Annotated in this window: 19 protein-coding genes and 1 other RNA gene; 6 read left to right on the top strand and 14 right to left on the bottom strand. The window is 36.9% G+C overall.

All coding sequences use genetic code 11. From position 1 onward, the window contains the following. Window positions 1-19: 19 nt before the first annotated feature. Genes LI954_RS09830 through rpiB form a run of 5 tightly spaced genes read right to left on the bottom strand, consistent with a single transcriptional unit; the run spans window position 20 to window position 2,787 of the window. Entirely contained in the window at window positions 20-442 is a 423-nt protein-coding gene (locus LI954_RS09830; protein ID WP_202068480.1) for a Lin0368 family putative glycerol transporter subunit, read from the bottom strand. A gap of 44 nt (window positions 443-486) precedes the next feature. Beyond that, the gene (gene dhaM, locus LI954_RS09835; RefSeq protein ID WP_229441100.1) at window positions 487-870 is read right to left on the bottom strand and encodes a dihydroxyacetone kinase phosphoryl donor subunit DhaM; all 384 of its coding nucleotides are present in this window, start codon (window positions 868-870) and stop codon (window positions 487-489) included. Between the two features lie 2 nt (window positions 871-872). Then, complete coding sequence (locus tag LI954_RS09840; protein ID WP_229444375.1) at window positions 873-1,646, bottom strand: triose-phosphate isomerase family protein; 774 nt, start codon at window positions 1,644-1,646, stop codon at window positions 873-875. 27 nt (window positions 1,647-1,673) lie between these two features. Further along, a complete protein-coding gene (gene fsa, locus LI954_RS09845; protein WP_202068484.1) occupies window positions 1,674-2,318 on the bottom strand; it encodes a fructose-6-phosphate aldolase in 645 nt (214 codons plus the stop codon). Window positions 2,319-2,334: 16 nt separating this feature from the next. Beyond that, on the bottom strand, window positions 2,335-2,787 hold the full coding sequence (gene rpiB, locus LI954_RS09850; RefSeq protein WP_229444376.1) for a ribose 5-phosphate isomerase B: 453 nt from the start codon (window positions 2,785-2,787) through the stop codon (window positions 2,335-2,337). Window positions 2,788-3,018: 231 nt separating this feature from the next. On the opposite strand from rpiB, the gene LI954_RS09855 reads away from it, so the two are divergent. Next, window positions 3,019-3,786, top strand: coding sequence for a DeoR/GlpR family DNA-binding transcription regulator (locus LI954_RS09855; protein WP_229444377.1), 768 nt, complete (start codon window positions 3,019-3,021; stop codon window positions 3,784-3,786). 953 nt (window positions 3,787-4,739) lie between these two features. On the opposite strand, the gene ssrA is transcribed toward LI954_RS09855, so the two are convergent. From ssrA to LI954_RS09875, 4 genes are all read right to left on the bottom strand, one after another. Next, window positions 4,740-5,105: a transfer-messenger RNA gene (gene ssrA, locus LI954_RS09860) on the bottom strand. A 345-nt stretch (window positions 5,106-5,450) separates the two neighbouring features. Then, on the bottom strand, window positions 5,451-5,873 hold the full coding sequence (locus LI954_RS09865) for a VOC family protein (RefSeq protein ID WP_202068490.1): 423 nt from the start codon (window positions 5,871-5,873) through the stop codon (window positions 5,451-5,453). Between the two features lie 78 nt (window positions 5,874-5,951). Next, window positions 5,952-6,428 carry a GAF domain-containing protein gene (locus tag LI954_RS09870; RefSeq protein WP_202068491.1) on the bottom strand — a complete coding sequence of 159 codons (477 nt, stop codon included), beginning with the start codon at window positions 6,426-6,428 and terminating at the stop codon, window positions 5,952-5,954. A 125-nt stretch (window positions 6,429-6,553) separates the two neighbouring features. Continuing rightward, window positions 6,554-6,994 (bottom strand): EbsA family protein, encoded by a 441-nt coding sequence (locus LI954_RS09875; protein WP_202068492.1) that lies wholly within the window; start codon window positions 6,992-6,994, stop codon window positions 6,554-6,556. 82 nt (window positions 6,995-7,076) lie between these two features. Between LI954_RS09875 and LI954_RS09880 the strand changes: the two genes are divergently transcribed. Then, on the top strand, window positions 7,077-7,475 hold the full coding sequence (locus LI954_RS09880; protein ID WP_202068493.1) for a ribonuclease HI family protein: 399 nt from the start codon (window positions 7,077-7,079) through the stop codon (window positions 7,473-7,475). Window positions 7,476-7,535: 60 nt separating this feature from the next. Here the strand turns inward: LI954_RS09880 and ybaK are convergent, their stop codons facing one another. Both ybaK and LI954_RS09890 read right to left on the bottom strand, forming a co-directional pair. Then, entirely contained in the window at window positions 7,536-8,036 is a 501-nt protein-coding gene (gene ybaK / locus LI954_RS09885; RefSeq protein WP_229441105.1) for a Cys-tRNA(Pro) deacylase, read from the bottom strand. A gap of 449 nt (window positions 8,037-8,485) precedes the next feature. Next, entirely contained in the window at window positions 8,486-9,658 is a 1,173-nt protein-coding gene (locus LI954_RS09890) for a class I SAM-dependent rRNA methyltransferase (RefSeq protein WP_229444378.1), read from the bottom strand. Between the two features lie 286 nt (window positions 9,659-9,944). On the opposite strand from LI954_RS09890, the gene LI954_RS09895 reads away from it, so the two are divergent. The 3 genes from LI954_RS09895 (at window position 9,945) to LI954_RS09905 (ending at window position 13,513) form a co-directional block, all read left to right on the top strand. Then, complete coding sequence (locus tag LI954_RS09895) at window positions 9,945-12,110, top strand: LTA synthase family protein (protein ID WP_229444379.1); 2,166 nt, start codon at window positions 9,945-9,947, stop codon at window positions 12,108-12,110. Window positions 12,111-12,254: 144 nt separating this feature from the next. Beyond that, the gene (locus tag LI954_RS09900) at window positions 12,255-12,953 is read left to right on the top strand and encodes a hypothetical protein (protein ID WP_229444380.1); all 699 of its coding nucleotides are present in this window, start codon (window positions 12,255-12,257) and stop codon (window positions 12,951-12,953) included. A 5-nt stretch (window positions 12,954-12,958) separates the two neighbouring features. Beyond that, on the top strand, window positions 12,959-13,513 hold the full coding sequence (locus LI954_RS09905) for a hypothetical protein (RefSeq protein WP_229444381.1): 555 nt from the start codon (window positions 12,959-12,961) through the stop codon (window positions 13,511-13,513). 589 nt (window positions 13,514-14,102) lie between these two features. Here the strand turns inward: LI954_RS09905 and LI954_RS09910 are convergent. The 3 genes from LI954_RS09910 to LI954_RS09920 form a co-directional block, all read right to left on the bottom strand. Beyond that, the gene (locus LI954_RS09910) at window positions 14,103-15,566 is read right to left on the bottom strand and encodes a sensor histidine kinase (protein ID WP_229441109.1); all 1,464 of its coding nucleotides are present in this window, start codon (window positions 15,564-15,566) and stop codon (window positions 14,103-14,105) included. Continuing rightward, window positions 15,563-16,282, bottom strand: a complete 720-nt coding sequence (locus LI954_RS09915) for a response regulator transcription factor (RefSeq protein WP_202068504.1) — start codon at window positions 16,280-16,282, stop codon at window positions 15,563-15,565. The genes LI954_RS09910 and LI954_RS09915 overlap by 4 nt, the downstream gene beginning before the upstream one ends. A 179-nt stretch (window positions 16,283-16,461) precedes the next feature. Beyond that, entirely contained in the window at window positions 16,462-16,650 is a 189-nt protein-coding gene (locus LI954_RS09920) for a hypothetical protein (RefSeq protein ID WP_202068505.1), read from the bottom strand. Between the two features lie 199 nt (window positions 16,651-16,849). Here LI954_RS09920 and LI954_RS09925 point away from each other — a divergent pair, with 199 nt between their 5' ends. Continuing rightward, a complete protein-coding gene (locus tag LI954_RS09925; protein ID WP_229444382.1) occupies window positions 16,850-17,611 on the top strand; it encodes a threonine/serine exporter family protein in 762 nt (253 codons plus the stop codon). Window positions 17,612-17,615: the final 4 nt, after the last annotated feature.

The raw sequence follows: 17,615 nt of genomic DNA on the forward strand, positions 1-17,615 counted from the left end.
TTTTTTTGATTGTTTCGGTTTACTCTTCAATCGCCAGTTTTTTTAACTCTTTTTCAGTCATTCCTGGTTCTGGTGCTTGTTCTTCTGCTGCTTTTTCAACCGACATGCTTTTTTCAAAAACCGCTGCAGCCAGCCCGCCAAAAGCTGCACCTCCTGCAACTAATGCAATCGTGGGAATTGATGCAGACAGAGCAGAACCGCCATGCATAAATGTGTCTCGAGCAAGACCGCAAATTGCGATTGCCAGCCCCATGTCAACAAATGCTGCGTCCTCTTCATTACCAGTCAAATTAAGATAATGATTCATAAACCACATTGGACCAATAATAATTCCTGCTGCTAAATATCCGCCAAAAATACCAAAACTTCCCAGTTCTCCCCAAACTGCCATAACAATAATTCCAGCAATCATATAACCAACTATGCTTCTCAGAAATTTCATGTCTTTATTCCTCATTTCTTTTTATAATTAGTGTTGCTAAAAAATCATAATTGAGATAATTCTTGTAGAATTGCTTCTTTTTCCTGGCATACTGTTGCTTGTACAGCAGCCGCAAACGCTCCCTCCACTAAAGGACAATCCATTAATTCTATCTTTCTCATCAAGTACTCGTCTTCAATCAATTCAATGGCTGTTTCAGAACTAAGTATAGCGCTTCCAATATCGCAGAAAACTAAAATATGATTACAAGCCGCCAAAGATTCGATGGCTTCCATAATCATAATTGCATTTGTTCCAAGACGTCCGTCCCCCGTGCCGCCTGCTGAGATGATCCGTACAGACCCATTGATGCCGCTCATTTCTTCGATCATTTCTTTGGTTCCATCAGTAATCTTTCGACTATGAGAAACTAAAACGATGCCAATCATTGTCAAACCCCCTTTATTTTTTTCACTATTTTAACAATCGAAGCATATTGTTTAGGCTGATGACCAAAGCGGCCCACAAAGACACCATCCACATTGTCATCAGATACAATTCGTTCACTATTTTCTTGTGAAACAGAACCACCATAGATAATTCGAATATTTTCAGCTGTTTTTTTATCAAATAATTCTGCCACGCATTCACGAATCAAAGAATGTATCTGATGCACATAAGCCGCACTAGCCGCACTAGTTTTCCCCACCGCCCAAGCTGGTTCATAAGCCAAAATAACTTTTTCAACCTGACTATTTTCCAGTTGGAATAAATCAAGAAAAAGCTGCTTTTTAATTATTGCTTTGACTTCCTGATGATCATCTGTTTTTTCTGTTTCGCCAATACACAAAACCGGTATCACATCATGAGCTAAAGCAAGACGAACTTTTTGATTAATCATGTTATCGCTTTCACAAAAAAGCGTCCGTCGTTCAATATGTCCGATTTCAGCATAGCTGCCTCTCATATCCTTTAATGACTCCACCGAAAACTCACCCGTATATGCCCCATTTGGAGCAAAAGAGATATTTTGTGCCCCCAAACCTATTTCTGAGTCTTTTAAAATCATTGCAACAGGATAAAGAACACCCATACCAGGACACATAAATTGTTCAATTTCTTGTTTCTCACCGACTTCTTCAACAATTGCATGAGCGAAATCACGCGCATCATCTATTTGATTTTGATACATTTTTAAGCTGATTCCTACAACTGGTCTTCGCATGATTTTTTCCTCCTTTGTCTCTGTGATTTATTTTTTAAACGCCTCCCAATCTTTTAAGAACGCTTGAATTCCTGCATCGGTCAATGGGTGAGACCAGAGTTTAGGAAACAGGGTTCCTGGAATAGTCGCAATGTCTGAACCTAGTTCTGCTACCTCTTCCACATGCTTTAAGCTGCGAATGCTTGCAGAAATAATTTCCGTTTGATAGCCATATTGTGTCAGTACTTTCTTTAGATTACTAATTAATCCCAAGCTGTCTGTCGCAATATCATCAAGCCGTCCGACAAAGGGGCTAACATATGCTGCGCCAGCTTTAGCTGCCATCAAGCCTTGGGCAACAGTAAAAATTAATGTGACATTTGTCTTGATTCCTTCGCTGGACAAAATATTTACAGCACGCAGCCCCTCTTCAGTCATCGGGATTTTAACCACAACATTGTCTGCCCAGGTCGCGATCTCTCTAGCTTCTTTCACCATATTCTCTGTGTCAAGTGCGATAACTTCTGCACTGACAGGTCCGTCAATCAATTCGCAAATTTCGGTGATCACCTCTTTAAAATCACGTCCTTCTTTGGAAATAATCGTAGGATTGGTTGTGACACCGTCAACTAGTCCTAATGTATTGATTCGTTTGATCTCTTCAACATTTGCAGTATCTAAAAAGAACTTCATGGGGTATTCTCCTTTACTATTTTTTTATAAATTCTGCTTCTTTTTCCATAATTTGATTAATTTTTCTTTCGCTATTGCCCCCTTCAAATTGAACTGATAAATATTCGTCAACGATTTTCTTCGCTACATCTATACCAATAACTTTGGAGCCTAATGTGATAATTTGTGCGTTATTGCTTAATTGTGCTCGCTCTGCTGAATACGTATCATGTACCTGTGCTGCACGAACACCTGGAATTTTATTTGCTGCCATTGCCATTCCTATCCCAGTACCGCAGCACAGAATCCCGCGTTCAATTTCTTGCGCCAGTACAGCATTCGCCACGTGAAAAGCAATATCTGGATAATCAACCTCTTCAGCAGAAAAACAGCCGTAATCAATCACTTCAACTCCTTTTGATTGAATATATGATTGCAATTGCCGTTTCATCTCAAACGCATTATGGTCTGAGCCAATTCCAATTTTCATTTCCATCACTTCCTTTCTTTTTATACCCTAATAATAATATCGAGATTTCGCTTTGTCAACATTCAATTTCGTTTACTTTCGATTATTTTCGATTTAACAAAAATTTACTTCAGTTAGTAATCATTCTAATTTATTATCTACATCACAAGACAAAACGAAAGGAAAAAGTTGTATGGTTTAAAGATATTGTTTATAATTTATGGAGAATAGAGAGAATTCGGAGGAATTTTTATGTATACAAGTGAGCGAAGAAATAAAATATTATCTATACTTCAAGAAACGGGATCTGTCTCTGTAAATGAACTAACAGAGGTTTTTAACGTATCAAAAGCAACGATTCGATCTGACTTGAATTATCTCGATATGAACAATATGTTGGTTCGAACGCACGGCGGTGCCGTTTGTACGAAAGAAGACGAAGTGATAAAGGTTGATAAAAACTATGATATTCGAAAACAAAAAAACATTGAAAAAAAAGCTGAAATTGCAAAGATTGCTTTTCAGCTAATCAAAACCGGCAAATGTATTATTTTGGATGCTAGTTCCACTTGTTATGAATTAGCTAAACTCATTAGTCAATCCGATTTAAGAATTACTGTTCTAACAAATGGGTTACGCACGGCTTCTTTACTCAAGGAAAATTTGAACTTGACTGTAATTTTGATTGGTGGCGTCGTAAAAGGAACCTCTAATGCAGTAGAAGGTGTGTTGGGCATTGAGATATTAAGGAAGGTAAATATTGATACACTTTTCACTTCTTCTTATGCAATTTCAACAACAGGCGGACTTTCCGATTTTAATCTTTACGAAGTCGAACTGAAAAAACGAATGGTTGAATTTGCTTCGCAAACAATTGCCTTGGTTGACAGCAGTAAATTTGAAAAAAAATCAATTGCTACTTTTGCTGCATTGGATCAATTAACTGCCTTGATCACTGATTCGCAGCTGGCTAGAGAAGTGCGTGAACAGTATAGTTCAGAGGTAAACTTTTTAGAATGAAGGGGTTACCAAAAAGATAACTATTGAAAAAACTCCCTATTTTAGAGAAACAGGGAGAGAGGAAGTTAATACTACACATTGTCAAGAAGCGATAAACTTATGGGCTAAGAAATTAAAATGTTCTAAAATAGTCTTAAATTATGCCGACATAGTGTTTGATTATAGTATTCAGATTAACTTGATATAGCCAACAATCCAACTAAACTCATTACACTGCTGATAGCTAAAAATAATAGTAATGAAAAAGAGGCGATTTATTATTCTAAAAAGAACTTTCCTTCTTTTTCTCATATTTAGAAAAAATAACCCGAAAATGTACACTTTATTTAGAGTGTCAGCTTTTATCGGAATGAAAAAAGTCGAAGCTTTAGCTTTAATATGGAAAGATATAAATTTTGAAAAACAAATCATCCGAATGAACAAAACTCTAACTCGTGGTGAAGAGTCAAAACTCATCATTCAAACGCCAAAAACAAGTAATCTAAAGCGATTTATTCATGTTGACGATAAAACCCACTTGGAATACTAAAAGAATGGCGTAAAACACAAAGAAGCAGTATTTATTTTTTGGCATTAATATGATAAATAAAAATCAGCTGCTTTTCTCTAATTCTGAAAATGAATTTTTGCAGCCTGCTGTCACAAAGAAATATTTAGATCGCATATGCAAAAAAATAAGCTTAAGAAAATCATAACTCATGGTTTTAGGCGCTCTCACTGATTGAAGCCGACGCTTCAATCAAGGAAATTCAGAATCGTTCAGGACATTTAAACTACAATGAACATCTATGCTCATATGACCAAAGAACGAAAAGAAAGAACTGCTGCCTTGTTTGCCAGTTACACTGGAATTTAAATGGCATTTAATATGGCATTTAGTCCGAATAAAAAGAGCTAGAAACAATTGATAAACCCTAACAAATCAACGTTTCTAGCTCTATTTTATTAAAACTCTATGGAGACGGCGGGAGTCGAACCCGCGTCCAAACATATTGCCACTTAAATATCTACGCTCATAGTTGTACTATTTAGATTTCGCTAAAGCTCATGCCGCACAACTGGCCCAAGCTTTCACTAGTCTGATGATCTCCTCTAAATTTTACAGACGGAAAAATTCAGCGTATCCCACTTAATTTGAGACCCTTACCCGAGCACATGGGCGATGCCGGGAGGATCTTCACCCGCTGGTTTTACGCAGCTAGAGCGAAAGTATTGTTTTCGTTTTTAGCAGTTATATTTAACTGTAACGTTTTTACGTAGACGTAACCTACGAAACGCAATTCAAGCTCAACTATGCCTGTCGAATCCGTAACGCCCCCAGATGGATGCTACCCTCATAGTATAACAGATTTTCTCTTTCAAATAAAGAAATTACTCCCATTTTCTAATCCATTTCTATTGAATTAAAGAACATCCATACTTCAATTGAAAAATAAGAAAAACAGCTTCCAAATCAGATTTTTTTTATAATCCAGCTATAAAATTAAACATTACTGAAATCTGGATAGCAATCCAGATTTCAGTATCAAAATTTCAACTATCTTTCCATCCCCAAGTAAACAATCTTTCCCTTACATCCCAAGAAAAAAATTGTCCATTCCCCTGTTCTGTCTTCTATTGAGTTGATTCATTTCACAACGTTGCGGATTCATTTGGCTCCAGAGTTAAACATCTTCTTTATAATAAGAGAACATCCAGTTAATACCGAATTTATCTGTTACCATGCCATACTTCTTTGTCCAAAATGTTGGTCCAAGAGGCATTGTCACATTTCCACCTTCTGCCAAAAGGTTAAATTCCCGTTCAATTTTATCCTCATCATCCGTACTGACAACCAGCGAAACATTATTCCCTACAACTAAAGGAAGCCCCATCCCTTCAGGAACATCAGAAAACATGACATAAGTTCCTTCAATAATCATACTTGCATTTAAAATCAGATCTTTCGCTTCTTCAGCTACTGGGTGTTCAGGATCTTCCGGCATTTCACCAAAAGTCATGATACTGGTTGTACTTGTATCAAAAACTTTTTCGTAAAATTTAATGACCTCTGCTGCTTCTGTTTTGAAATTCAAATAGATTTCCATCAGCTTACTATCTCCTATCCACTTTTCTGAATTATCTCATAAATGAGTTTACTGTGCGAAGACAATGCTTCTGTTTTTCTAAAATTCTGTATGCTCTATTAGCACTTGAACAAATCTTTCCAGATATTCCTGATCTATTCGGTCATACGCTGAGGTCACACCACTATCAATATCAAGCACACCAATAAGCATCCCCTCTTTAACCATTGGGACCACAATTTCTGATTGAGCAGCCGAGTCGCAGGAAATATAATTTCCGTGCTTCTTTACATCTTCAACAATCAGTGTTTCACGGGTTTCAGCAGCTTCACCGCAGACGCCCTTTCCCATTTTTATTCTGGTACAGGAGACTCTTCCCTGAAAGGGACCAAGAATCAATTCAGTCCCATCAAATAAATAATATCCTGCAAAAACAGTTTCCGGCAATGTCTCTCCCAGTAAAGCAGAGGAATTTGCCAAGTTTGCTATACTATTATGCTCAATTTCGGTAAGTCCGCTTAATTGCTGGAGCATCAACTCATAACTTTCTTTCTTTTGCAGCTCACTTTTCCACATAGGTACAACTCCCTTTTTTAAAAGTTCCTTTTTATCTTAGCTTATTTTTTTGTAAATGGAAAGTTAATTAAACAGAAACGAACTATAAACTTTACCCGTTTACAGTTCGTTTCTCCAATGGTTATCTATTGTTCACCCAATTTTAACTGATCATCATAAATAATTTTATCTTGAAATGCTCTTTCTTCTTTTAATACTTCTATCAGCTGTTCTTTTTGTTTCTTTGTCATAATGAAAAGCTTCGGCTTTGAAGACAATCTAGTGGAATTTATTTCAATACTTTTTATGCCTACTTTAATTGTAGAAATCTCTTCAAACGAAAGTTCTTTTTTATAAAATGGTAGTAAATACTGGATCATTATACTCTTCTCTGTTAACTTAAAATAACGCTTGATCCCTAAAAAAACAAATATAAAGAAAACGACCATGACTATATTACTAACCAAATAGGGTTTTGTATTCTCCAATGACAAAATCAGGCTCATAAACAATATTGCAAAAGTACAGGACCAATAGATAATGGTCATTGACAGCTCCGGCTGCCAAAAATATTTTTTTTGCTTCATACGCTGACCCCTTATCTAAAAATTCATATGCTATAATAGTATCACATTTAGCTGCTAATCTGAAAATTATAAGGAGATATTTATGTTACGAATTTATGTCGATGCTGCAACAAAAGGAAATCCGGGCCCAAGCGGCGGCGGAATGGTTGCCACTGGTGAAGGAATCCATGAACAGCTGCATTTTCCATTAGGCGAATGCTCCAATCATGAAGCGGAATTCAGAATGTTAATTCTTGCCATAGAGTGGCTGATTGAGCATCACTACACTCAGACTACAATTCTACTGCATTCAGACAGTAAAATAGTTGTTCAAACCATCGAAAAAAAATATACAGGAAATTCTGATTTTCAACCCTATTTAAAAAAATTTCAGGAACTGGAGCAGCAGTTTACTCTTTTAATCATTCAATGGATTCCGGAAAACAAAAATAAAGGTGCAGACAATTTAGCCAAACAGGCATTACAAAAAATAATGAAATAATCTATTTTGTTTAAATTTGGAACAGTATTCCTTCTTTACAGTCTATTACATCCGTTTTTTTCAGGTTTCCGATAACAGAGTAATATCCGACACTTCAGCATTTGTTACCTCAATAATATCTCTTGGTGACAGCTCAAACTGAAGTCCCCTTTGACCGGCAGAAACAATGATCTCTGAATACATTCCTGCTTCCACAGCAAAGTAAGTGGGAAATAGCTTTTTCATTCCAATTGGAGAACAGCCTCCACGAATATAGCCCGTTGTCTCTTCCAAATTTCGTAAAAGAAGCATTTCTACCTTCTTGTTATGACTCGCCTTTGCCAGCTTTTTCAGATCCAACTCTTTGTTTCCCGGAATAACTGCAACAATCGGACCCGTTTTATTCCCTACAGCTACGAGCGTTTTAAAAATTCTGTCTTCATTGACTCCAATTAAAGCTGAAACACTATCTGTTCCCAGATGGGTTTCACTCCATGGAAATTCGTACTCTTTATAGGATATCTTTTTTTGCTCCAAAATTCTCATTGCATTTGTCTTGTGTTTTTTTTGTTTCTTTGCCATTACTCTCCACCTCGCAGATAAAGTTTAACAGAAATAAAAAACAGGCAACAATTCAACTCCTGTTTTTTACCAAATAATTAGGACGTGTCTGAAAAGTTAGTAGCATTCAAATTTTTCAGTATAGTTCGACTTATTTCCGAAGAGACAGCTTCTGCGTCTAAGGTTCTCACTTCGTTCCGATCCTCGAAGCATGGAGGGGCTTTGGAACACCGTTTATTCGGTTTTAAGTATCTCAGATATACTTATGTCACAGTCCCGAGTATTTATGATGAGGAGTTCGATAAAAATCATCAAACTATTCGCCGCTTGAGTTTTCAGACACACCCTAGATTAATATAGCTTATATGCACTACAACAAGCTGTCATAGCTTCTATAACAGAAATTCCTAAGTTGAGATGCCCCTTCAGTGTATGTATCCCTGTGGTCTTTGTCCCTTAATTTTTCTCTTTTACTTTTCTATTCTCAATAATAGAACCTTTAAATAGTTCCCCTCGGAAAAATCAGGATTTACTTTAAAATCTGCTGGGAGCTGATAAATTTCTTCTATTTTATAGCGGACATTCTTATCACAGAGTGCTTCCTCCACCATCTTTTTAAATCGTTTCAGAGATATATTTGCCGCATTTGTTGAAGCGATAAGACTTCCTTTATTTGAAAGGATATCAACGGACTGCTTTACCAAGTCGCCATAATTTTTGGCAACTGTAAATACTTTCTTTTTATTTCTTGCAAAACTTGGAGGGTCCAGAATAATGCAATCAAATGTGAAAGCTTTTCTTTTCGCATAGTTGAAGTATTCAAAAACGTCCATCACAACAATCTTCTGATGATCCAGCGGAAACTGATTGACAGCAAATTGCTCAGCTGTTTTAGGCGAGCTTCTTTTTGCCAAATCAACACTGGTCGTTTCAGCTGCTCCTCCCATTGCTGCAGCAACCGAGAATGCCCCGGTATAGCTGAACATATTTAATACTTGTTTGCCTGCAGCATAACCGTTAACCAGTTCACTTCGCACGTCCTTCTGATCAAGGAAAATACCGGTCATCAGCCCCTCGTTAAGATAGACAGCATATGAAACGCCATTTTCTACTATTATAAGTGGTTCTGAAGCATTCTTGCCAAACATTTTCTGAGATTCCGGCAGCTGGTCAGACGAAAAACGAATTTTCTCATAGGCTCCTTCAATATTTTTAAAAACTTTACGAAAACTGGCAATAATCATTTCCCGGTTGGCATAAATTGTATCATTATACCATGAAAAAACTGCAAATTCGTTATAACAGTCAACAGTCAAGCCGCCTAACCCATCTCCTTCTCCGTTAAACAAACGAAAAGCAGTTGTATTATCATCATTAAAATAAAAGCTGCGTGCTTCCTTGGCCTTGAGAAAAAGTTTATCAAAAAAAGAAGCAGTCAATTCATTTTTCCAGCTTAACAGCCAGCCGATTCCTTTGTTCTGATTCGCCAAATACCCGTAAGCGATAAATCGGTTTGAAGAATCTGTAAATGTGACCCATTCTTTTGGGAACTGCTCCAATGGGTGGAGAAGATCCTCTTCCTGTATCAGAGGACAGCCTTTCATCAATTTACTGACTGCCTGTTTTGTCACTTGTATTTTCATTTATTTTCACCTGGTTCTTTCCAAAGTAATTAGCCGTATCCTTCAAATAATCAGTCATAGAAATGAGAACAGCTTTGCATAAAAAAGTATAGCAAAAAAAGAAGCATATGTCTTTATTCACCCAGATTATTAAAGTTTCACAAAAATACGGACAAAACAAGCAAATACTTATACGGATAATTGACAGTAAACAGCGAAAAAGGTAAAATTATCTGTATGCAAACAACTATTTTCATGAAAACATGTTCAGTGTTTTTTTCGAACTTAATGTTGGAAAGGAATTATTATGTTAACGAAAAATAACCAATTAAACACAGAAAAAAAAGCATCCGGTCGTTTATCAGGCTGGAAAAATTTTAGATTACCGCACTTTTTAAATACGCGTCTGGGTCTTTTTACCACAGTGGGGGTTCTTTTATGGTTCAAGAACCTTTTGGCTTACACAACAGATTTTCATTTAAGACTGGAAAACTTCAACGAGTGGATCATTTTAGTAATAAATCCAATTGCCACTACATTTTTCCTATTGGCAGTCGCTCTATATGTACGTAAAACAAGGCGTGCCTATATCACAATGATGGTCATTTATTTCCTGATGACCTTGCTCTTATTCTCTAACCTAGTTTATTACAGAGAGTTTACTGACTTTATTACAGTTAACACAATGCTTGGTGCCGGAAAAGTTGCTAGTGGTCTTGGAGAAAGTGCCCTTCGGCTATTCAGAGCTTACGATATTTTCTACTGGATTGACTTTATCATTGTCGGTGGACTTCTTCTTACTAAAAAGATCAAAATGGAAGACCGACCGGTTCGAGCACGAGTCGCCGTTTCAATCAGTCTGTTATCCGCTGCCTTCTTCCTGTTCAATCTGTTTCTTGCCGAGACAGAGCGTCCTCAACTTTTAGGGAGAGAGTTCTCTCGTGACTATATCGTGAAATTTTTAGGATTAAATGCTTTTACCGTTTATGACGGAGTAAAAACCTACCAGACCAATCAGGTTCGAGCAGAAGCCAGCGACAGTGATATGGTTGCTGTTGAAGAATATGTGAATGACCACTATGCCGCTCCTAACGACGAAACCTTTGGAATTGCCAAAGGTAAAAATGTGATCTATATCCATTTGGAGAGTCTGCAGCAATTTATCATTGATTATAAATTAAAAGATGAGAATGGTGTTGAACATGAAGTGACGCCATTTTTAAACAGCCTGTATCACAGCAACAGTACCTTTAGCTTTGAAAACTTTTTCCACCAAGTAGGGCAGGGAAAAACAAGTGATGCTGAAACCTTATTTGAAAATTCATTATTCGGTTTGAGTCAGGGTTCAATGTTTACTCAAATTGGCGGGAAAAACACATTTGAAGCAGCTCCAGCCATTCTTGATCAAACACAGGGCTATACCAGCGCCGTCTTCCACGGAAATGCCGGTAACTTCTGGAACAGAAATGAAACCTATAAGCATTTAGGGTACGATTACTTTTTTGATGCCAATTATTATGATGTAACCGATGAAAATTCGTTCCAGTACGGATTGCATGACAAACCCTTCTTTGAGCAGTCTGTTCAATATCTGGAACATCTGCAACAGCCTTTCTATACAAAATTCCTGGCTGTTTCAAATCACTATCCTTATTCACAGTTTACAGATGACGAAGCAGGCTTCCCACTTGCGGACACGCCTGACGAAACAATTAACGGATATTTTGCTACAGCAAACTATCTGGACAAATCAGTTGAAGAGTTCTTTAATTATCTGAAAGCTTCCGGTTTATATGAAAACTCTGTAATCGTACTGTATGGAGATCACTACGGAATCTCTTCTTCAAGAACGAAGGATTTGGCAGAACTGTTGGGTAAATCAAAATCTTTATGGAATGACTTCGACAATGCTCAACTGCAGCGTGTTCCTTATATGATTCACATACCTGGACAAGAAGATGGAGGGATTAACACTACGTATGGTGGGCAAGTGGATGCTTTACCTACTCTGCTCCATTTGTTGGGAGTAGATACAGAGAATTATATTCTGCTTGGACAAGACCTTTTCTCTTCTGCTCATGATCAGATTGTTGCCTTTAGAAACGGCAATTATGTTTCTTCCAAATATACAATGCTTGGTTCAAACATTTATGAAACAGCAACAGGCAGGTTGCTTGTAGAGCCATCAGAAGAGGTGCAGCAGGAAGCAGAAGCAATGAAGGAAGCTGCGAATACACAGCTTAGCATGTCAGATCAAATTAACTCAGGTGATCTTCTACGGTTCTATACGAAGAGTGGACTTAAAACAGTTGATCCTACATCCTACAACTACAAAGGCCAATTGGAACAGATCGTAAAAATCGAGAAAGAAAAAGGCGACGAGTCAACAAGTGCCTTCAGTAAAAATGACGGGAAATCTACTGTCGATGAATATATTACTAATACGTATCAGGGATATGGCAATCAGCAATAAACAAGCTTATATTATTAAAGCGTTTCGTGATGAAAAATTACGGAACGCTTTTAAATTGTTCCAGCTTTTTTGTTAGTTCTTCATGATTAATTCATATTCTTTTTCTATAATTTTAAATATAAGCATTTAAAGAGGTGATGACTTTTGAAAAGCATTCGTTATGCTTTTGCAGATTTACTTTACTACAGAAAATCTACTGTACTTTCCATCATAGTCTTTTCTGTTTTTTTACTCACAGCAAATATATTACTCAATCTAATTGATATCAATAAGCTGGGAATTGATCGGCTAATCCTTTTTTCTCCTGATCAAGCTACAATCACCTCCTATCAAAGCTGGAATTCATTTTATCTGTACGGCTATATAGGTGTTATTTTTGTATATTTAGCAGCCCTTATCGCGGCTTCCTATTTTGGGATTACCAGCCGCCAGTCTACGATAAAGAAATGGCGTTTACTTGGATTTTCGGAGATCTATATTATGATGCAGGTTTTGCTGGAAATCATTCTTTTACTTTTCAGTTCATTAATTCTTGTCAGTTTGCTGCTGATTATTTTTCAAAATACATACGAAGCTGTTTTACTGAAGATTCATTCTTTACTTGAACGTGAAGATTTTCGCCTGGGCATTCATGCCACAATCACAGAGTCTGTCCCCTCCAGCAGTTTGGACACAAATCAGACTGCCGAAGTGATATCAATGGGAACGCAGACACTTTCATTTAATAAAATTGGTGAACGACTTATCCAGAACAGCCTTATTCTCTTATTAATTACAGTAAGCTGTTCCATCATCTTCACTAACTGGGGTATTTATCGAAATAAAAATTTTTTTGGGAAGTGATTTAAATGATTCATACAGCCTCTACCACAGATTACAATTATATAATTTCACAGATTGATGATTCAGATTCAACGAATCATAGTGTCTATGCTTTCTTTAAAGAAAAAGAGAACATAGAAAAAGAACGACCTCATTTCATTGAAGCAGTCCTCCAAAAGCATAGTAAGCAGATGGGACTCATTGTGGATGAAGCAGCTTTTTTCCCCCATCTTTCAATTACAGAAAATCTTTTTTTCTGCAGCTCAATCAAATTTAGTGATCATAAAGCCGTTCTCAGAGAATGGCTCTCAATATTCGATTTCTCAATGTCTACCTTTTTAGAAAAATTCGATGAGCTTTCTCTCCTTGATCAAGTTAAACTGCAGCTGCTTCAGATGATCTTATCAGGAAAAGAAAAAATCATCCTCCTCAACGATTTTTCAAAACTGACAGTATTCCAAACGCAGCTCCTTCTTCCCCTTCTCAAAGTTCTGACAAAGAAAGCAAATATTTCAATCTGGCTAGTTACCGCTGATGAAAAAATTGTTAACAGTCCTTACGTTGATAAGAAAATCAGCTAATTATATAAGGTTTAAAAAAAGTTCTGAGTTTTTGACTCAGAACTTTTTGTGTACTTCCAGCTAGTGTATTACACGTTAAAAACAAGATATGCTTCTAATCCAAGAAACGTGGAGCATACCCAGTAGTATTACATATGAGACTACTGGGTATGCAGCGAGCATCTGAAGAAGCGCAGGCGCAAGTTCTTGTATGACCTTAAGCTGCGACAAGCGCAGCAAGTTATACACCAGACTATTAGACATGTGCCAATATAAATGAACAACTGCTCCAATTATGGAATGAATGTTTCACATTCGAAGATCATCATTCGTCTAGCATTTTACTGGATCAAGAGAGGCAGACTCCGTTTAAATCTTGAATGTTTATACCTTCAAAGCTTGTCATCTGCATACAGCTATCTCTTCGTATATAGAATAATTTTGACGAATTTATTCCCATCATAGCTTTGCATAACTATTCCTGCACAAACGGGACTAACAGCTGCTCGTTCTTGTCATTGAAGTATACAAGCTGAAATTTTCTATCATTGAATATCATTTATAGACTATCTTTTATTATAATTTATAATGTGGTCAGACCACTAGCTTTTTAAGCTTTTTCCACTTCAATATCCGGGAAGGTTACGGTAAAGGTTGTTCCTTTGCCAATTTCACTTTCAACGGCAATCTTTCCTTTATGAAGACGAACCAGCTGCTGTACAATCGGCAATCCTAATCCGGACTCTCCATATTTCGTATTCTTTCTGGATGGATCAGCTTTGTAGTAGCGATCCCAGATATTTTTCAACTGCTCTTCTGTCATTCCTATTCCAGTATCTGAGATTTTTACGATTGTTTCCAGATATCCTTTTTCCAGACTCACATGTATTTCTCCATCCGTTGTAAACTGAATGGCATTCTGAACAATATTCACAATAACCTGAGTAAAGCGATCATAGTCAGCATAAACATCAACAGATTCCTCTGCATCCAAATACAGCGTATCTCCTGCTGCTTCAGCCTTCCCCTGCAACTGAGTAAGAATATTTTTTAATGTTTCTGTTGCATTAAATTTTTTGACGACAATACTAATCTGGTCTGTCCTTATTTTTTCGTAATCAAGATTTTCATTAACTAGTCGAATAAGTCGTGCCGTTTCATTCTGCATTAGCTTAATCGCATTTTCTTTTTGATCTTCCGGTATGGCGTTGTATTCCAAGCCCTCCAGAAGTCCGTTGATAGTCGTTAACGGAGTTCTCATTTCGTGGGAAGCATCTGCCATAAATTGTCTTCGCCGTTCTTCCTGCCGTTCAATTTCTTCCTGTGAATATGCCAGCGATTCAGCCATCTTATTAAAATCCTCAGCCAAATCATCAAACTCATCCTTATCATGGACAGGCAGCTTAATATCAAAATTACCATTAGTAATCTCACGGGTAGCTTTTCTCATACGATTAATCCGCTGCACCTGAAAGGCCGCAAACCCATAACTCACTATGACAGCAACCACACTTGAGATAATAAAGCCCTTGGATAAATTGGATGTTACTTCATTCACACTGTCAGTAACGTTTTTTGCAGGCTGAGTGACCATTAAATAACCGGCCAAATTGCTCTGCTCATTACCGCCATAACTATAAGTTACTGGTGTAATCACATATGAGGTTGCATTTTTATTTCCATAAATATCTTTGTCAATTGTTTTGTAAACCGTTTCACCTTTAGCCATCCTCTCCAGCTCAGCATCCGAAATTTTAATTTCCAAAGGCTTTTCAAGCTGCTCCGGAAATATTCTATTCATATTAGTATCCAGGTATACAAACTGAAGGTTTTGAGTTTCAAATGTATTTTCAGTAAATTGAAAAGCCAAATTTACCCGCTCAGTTTCTGTAAAAAGTGCTGGACTGAACGAATCCTTAGCTTTAAGTGCGGCTTCCGCATACCTGAAAAGCTGATCATAATTTGCATCCTGCATTGTTTTTTTCGTCATCTGTGTAAATGACGTTCCAACAATAACTATGATTAAGAGAATCAGGCCCCCAAAAGCCAAAAGCTGCTGATACAGGTATTTCATGAAGCTACCCCAGAATCATCAAATTTATACCCTACTCCCCAAACTGTTTGAATAACCTGAGGACCTACCTTTTCAATTTTTTGTCTCAGTTTTTTGATATGAGCATCCACAGTTCGCTCATCACCAAAGTATTGATAATCCCAAACCATTTCCAACAGCTGTTCTCTTGAAAAGACCTGCCTCGGCTTTTTAGCCAGTGTATAGAGCAGATCAAATTCTTTAGGTGTCAAACCTTCGATCAGCTGATCATCCAAATAAGCCTCTCTCGTCTTTGTATTCATTTTGAAATGTTGTGTCATAACATCGAACGATTCATCAGATTCTTCATCCCCAGCCACATGCTCAACAATTTCAGAACGTCGATGAAGAGCCTTTATTCTTGCAATCAGAGTCAATGGGCTGAAAGGCTTCGTTACGTAATCATCGGCTCCCATTTCCAAACCAATTACCTGATCACTTTCTGAATCTCTTGCTGTCAGCATAATAATCGGAACCGTCTGAGAAATTTTACGAATTTCCCGACACACCATCATCCCATCCATTGTAGGCAGATTCAAATCAAGTGTAATCATGTCCCATTTTTCCGGATGCTCAAGAAATGTGTCCAGACCTTTCTTTCCATCATATTCAAAGACTGCTTTCCAGCCTTCATTTAAAAAGAACATTTGCATCATTTCTGAAACTGATTCATTATCTTCTATCATTAATACGTTCATTATTCTTCATTCCTTTATCAACAATAATATTTACCTTTAGTATACTCTAAAAAGACAACCGCTCCAATAAATTCTATCTTTCTTCAAGAAAGGTTTGGTATTTATTCAATATTTGAAGTATTTTCCATAGCTTCCATCTCATTTTTTCTTAAAACAAGCAAAATAAAAACCCCAACCTTCTATTTAGAAGTCGGGATTCTCTTTTTCTTTTTACTTTGATAATAACATAATATACCACCTGTCACCTGTACCAGCAAAAGAGTGATTAAAAATCCACTGAGAAAAAACTTTTCCTGAAGAATTGCTCTCCTAAGTAAAATCACGACAATCAAACTGCTTCCTAAATACAGCGACCACTGTTTATCCATGTTCAAAAGACCCCTTTGGTTTGTTACGACAAGCATAGGACTAATTCAGTTAAAAATCAAGTATATTTTATTTGTTCTTCAGTTTCATTAAGAAATTCTAATGAATATGTGCAGACAATTATATCTTTTATTTTATAGTCCCTAAAAAAATGGTAAACTAATTTTGTTGCATCAAATTACTTTTATAGAGGTCTTTACTATGGAAAAACAAATTGATAAAGAAATAAAGCTCATACTCAATATCTGTTTGACTGCAGGCAGAATTATGATGGAAAATGGTTCTGAAGTCTACCGAACTGAAGAAATGATGGAACGCATTGCCGCCAACGCAGGATATAAGGACAGTGTCAGCCATGTAACTGTAACCGGCATTTTCATGGGCTTTAAGTCATTACCTTACACCCAATTAGAAAATATAAGAGAGCGAAGAATTAATCTCCAGAAAGTGGCTACTGTCAATCAGTTGTCCAGGGAATTTGAGCAAAAAAAGATTTCAATTGAGAAACTTCAAAAAAATTTGAACGAGATTGACTTTAATACTCCAACCTTCTCTATACCTCTGCAAATCTTGTCAGCAGGAATTGTCAGTTGTACACTGATGTATATTTTTGGCGGTTCCTGGAAAGATTTTATTCCTACTTTTTTTATTGGTATGGCTGGATTTTCAGCATCATTCGTAATCAATAAATTTTTGAAACTGAAATTTTTTGATGATTTTATTGCCGCTTTCCTAATTGGCTTTTTAGCTTATCTTTCAGTGAAGCTGAATTTAGCAGGCAATATGGATCATATCATCATTGGTTCAGTCATGCCGCTCGTTCCAGGTGTAGCAATTACAAATGCCTTTAGAGATATACTTGCCGGTCATTTAATCAGTGGAATGGCTCGGGCAACTGAAGCCATCTTTGTTGCGGGATCTATCGGGATTGGTATTTCGATGATTTTTATTTTATTTTTATAGGAGA

Source organism: Enterococcus sp. CWB-B31 (genome assembly GCF_020567645.1).
GTDB lineage: Bacteria > Bacillota > Bacilli > Lactobacillales > Enterococcaceae > Enterococcus_L.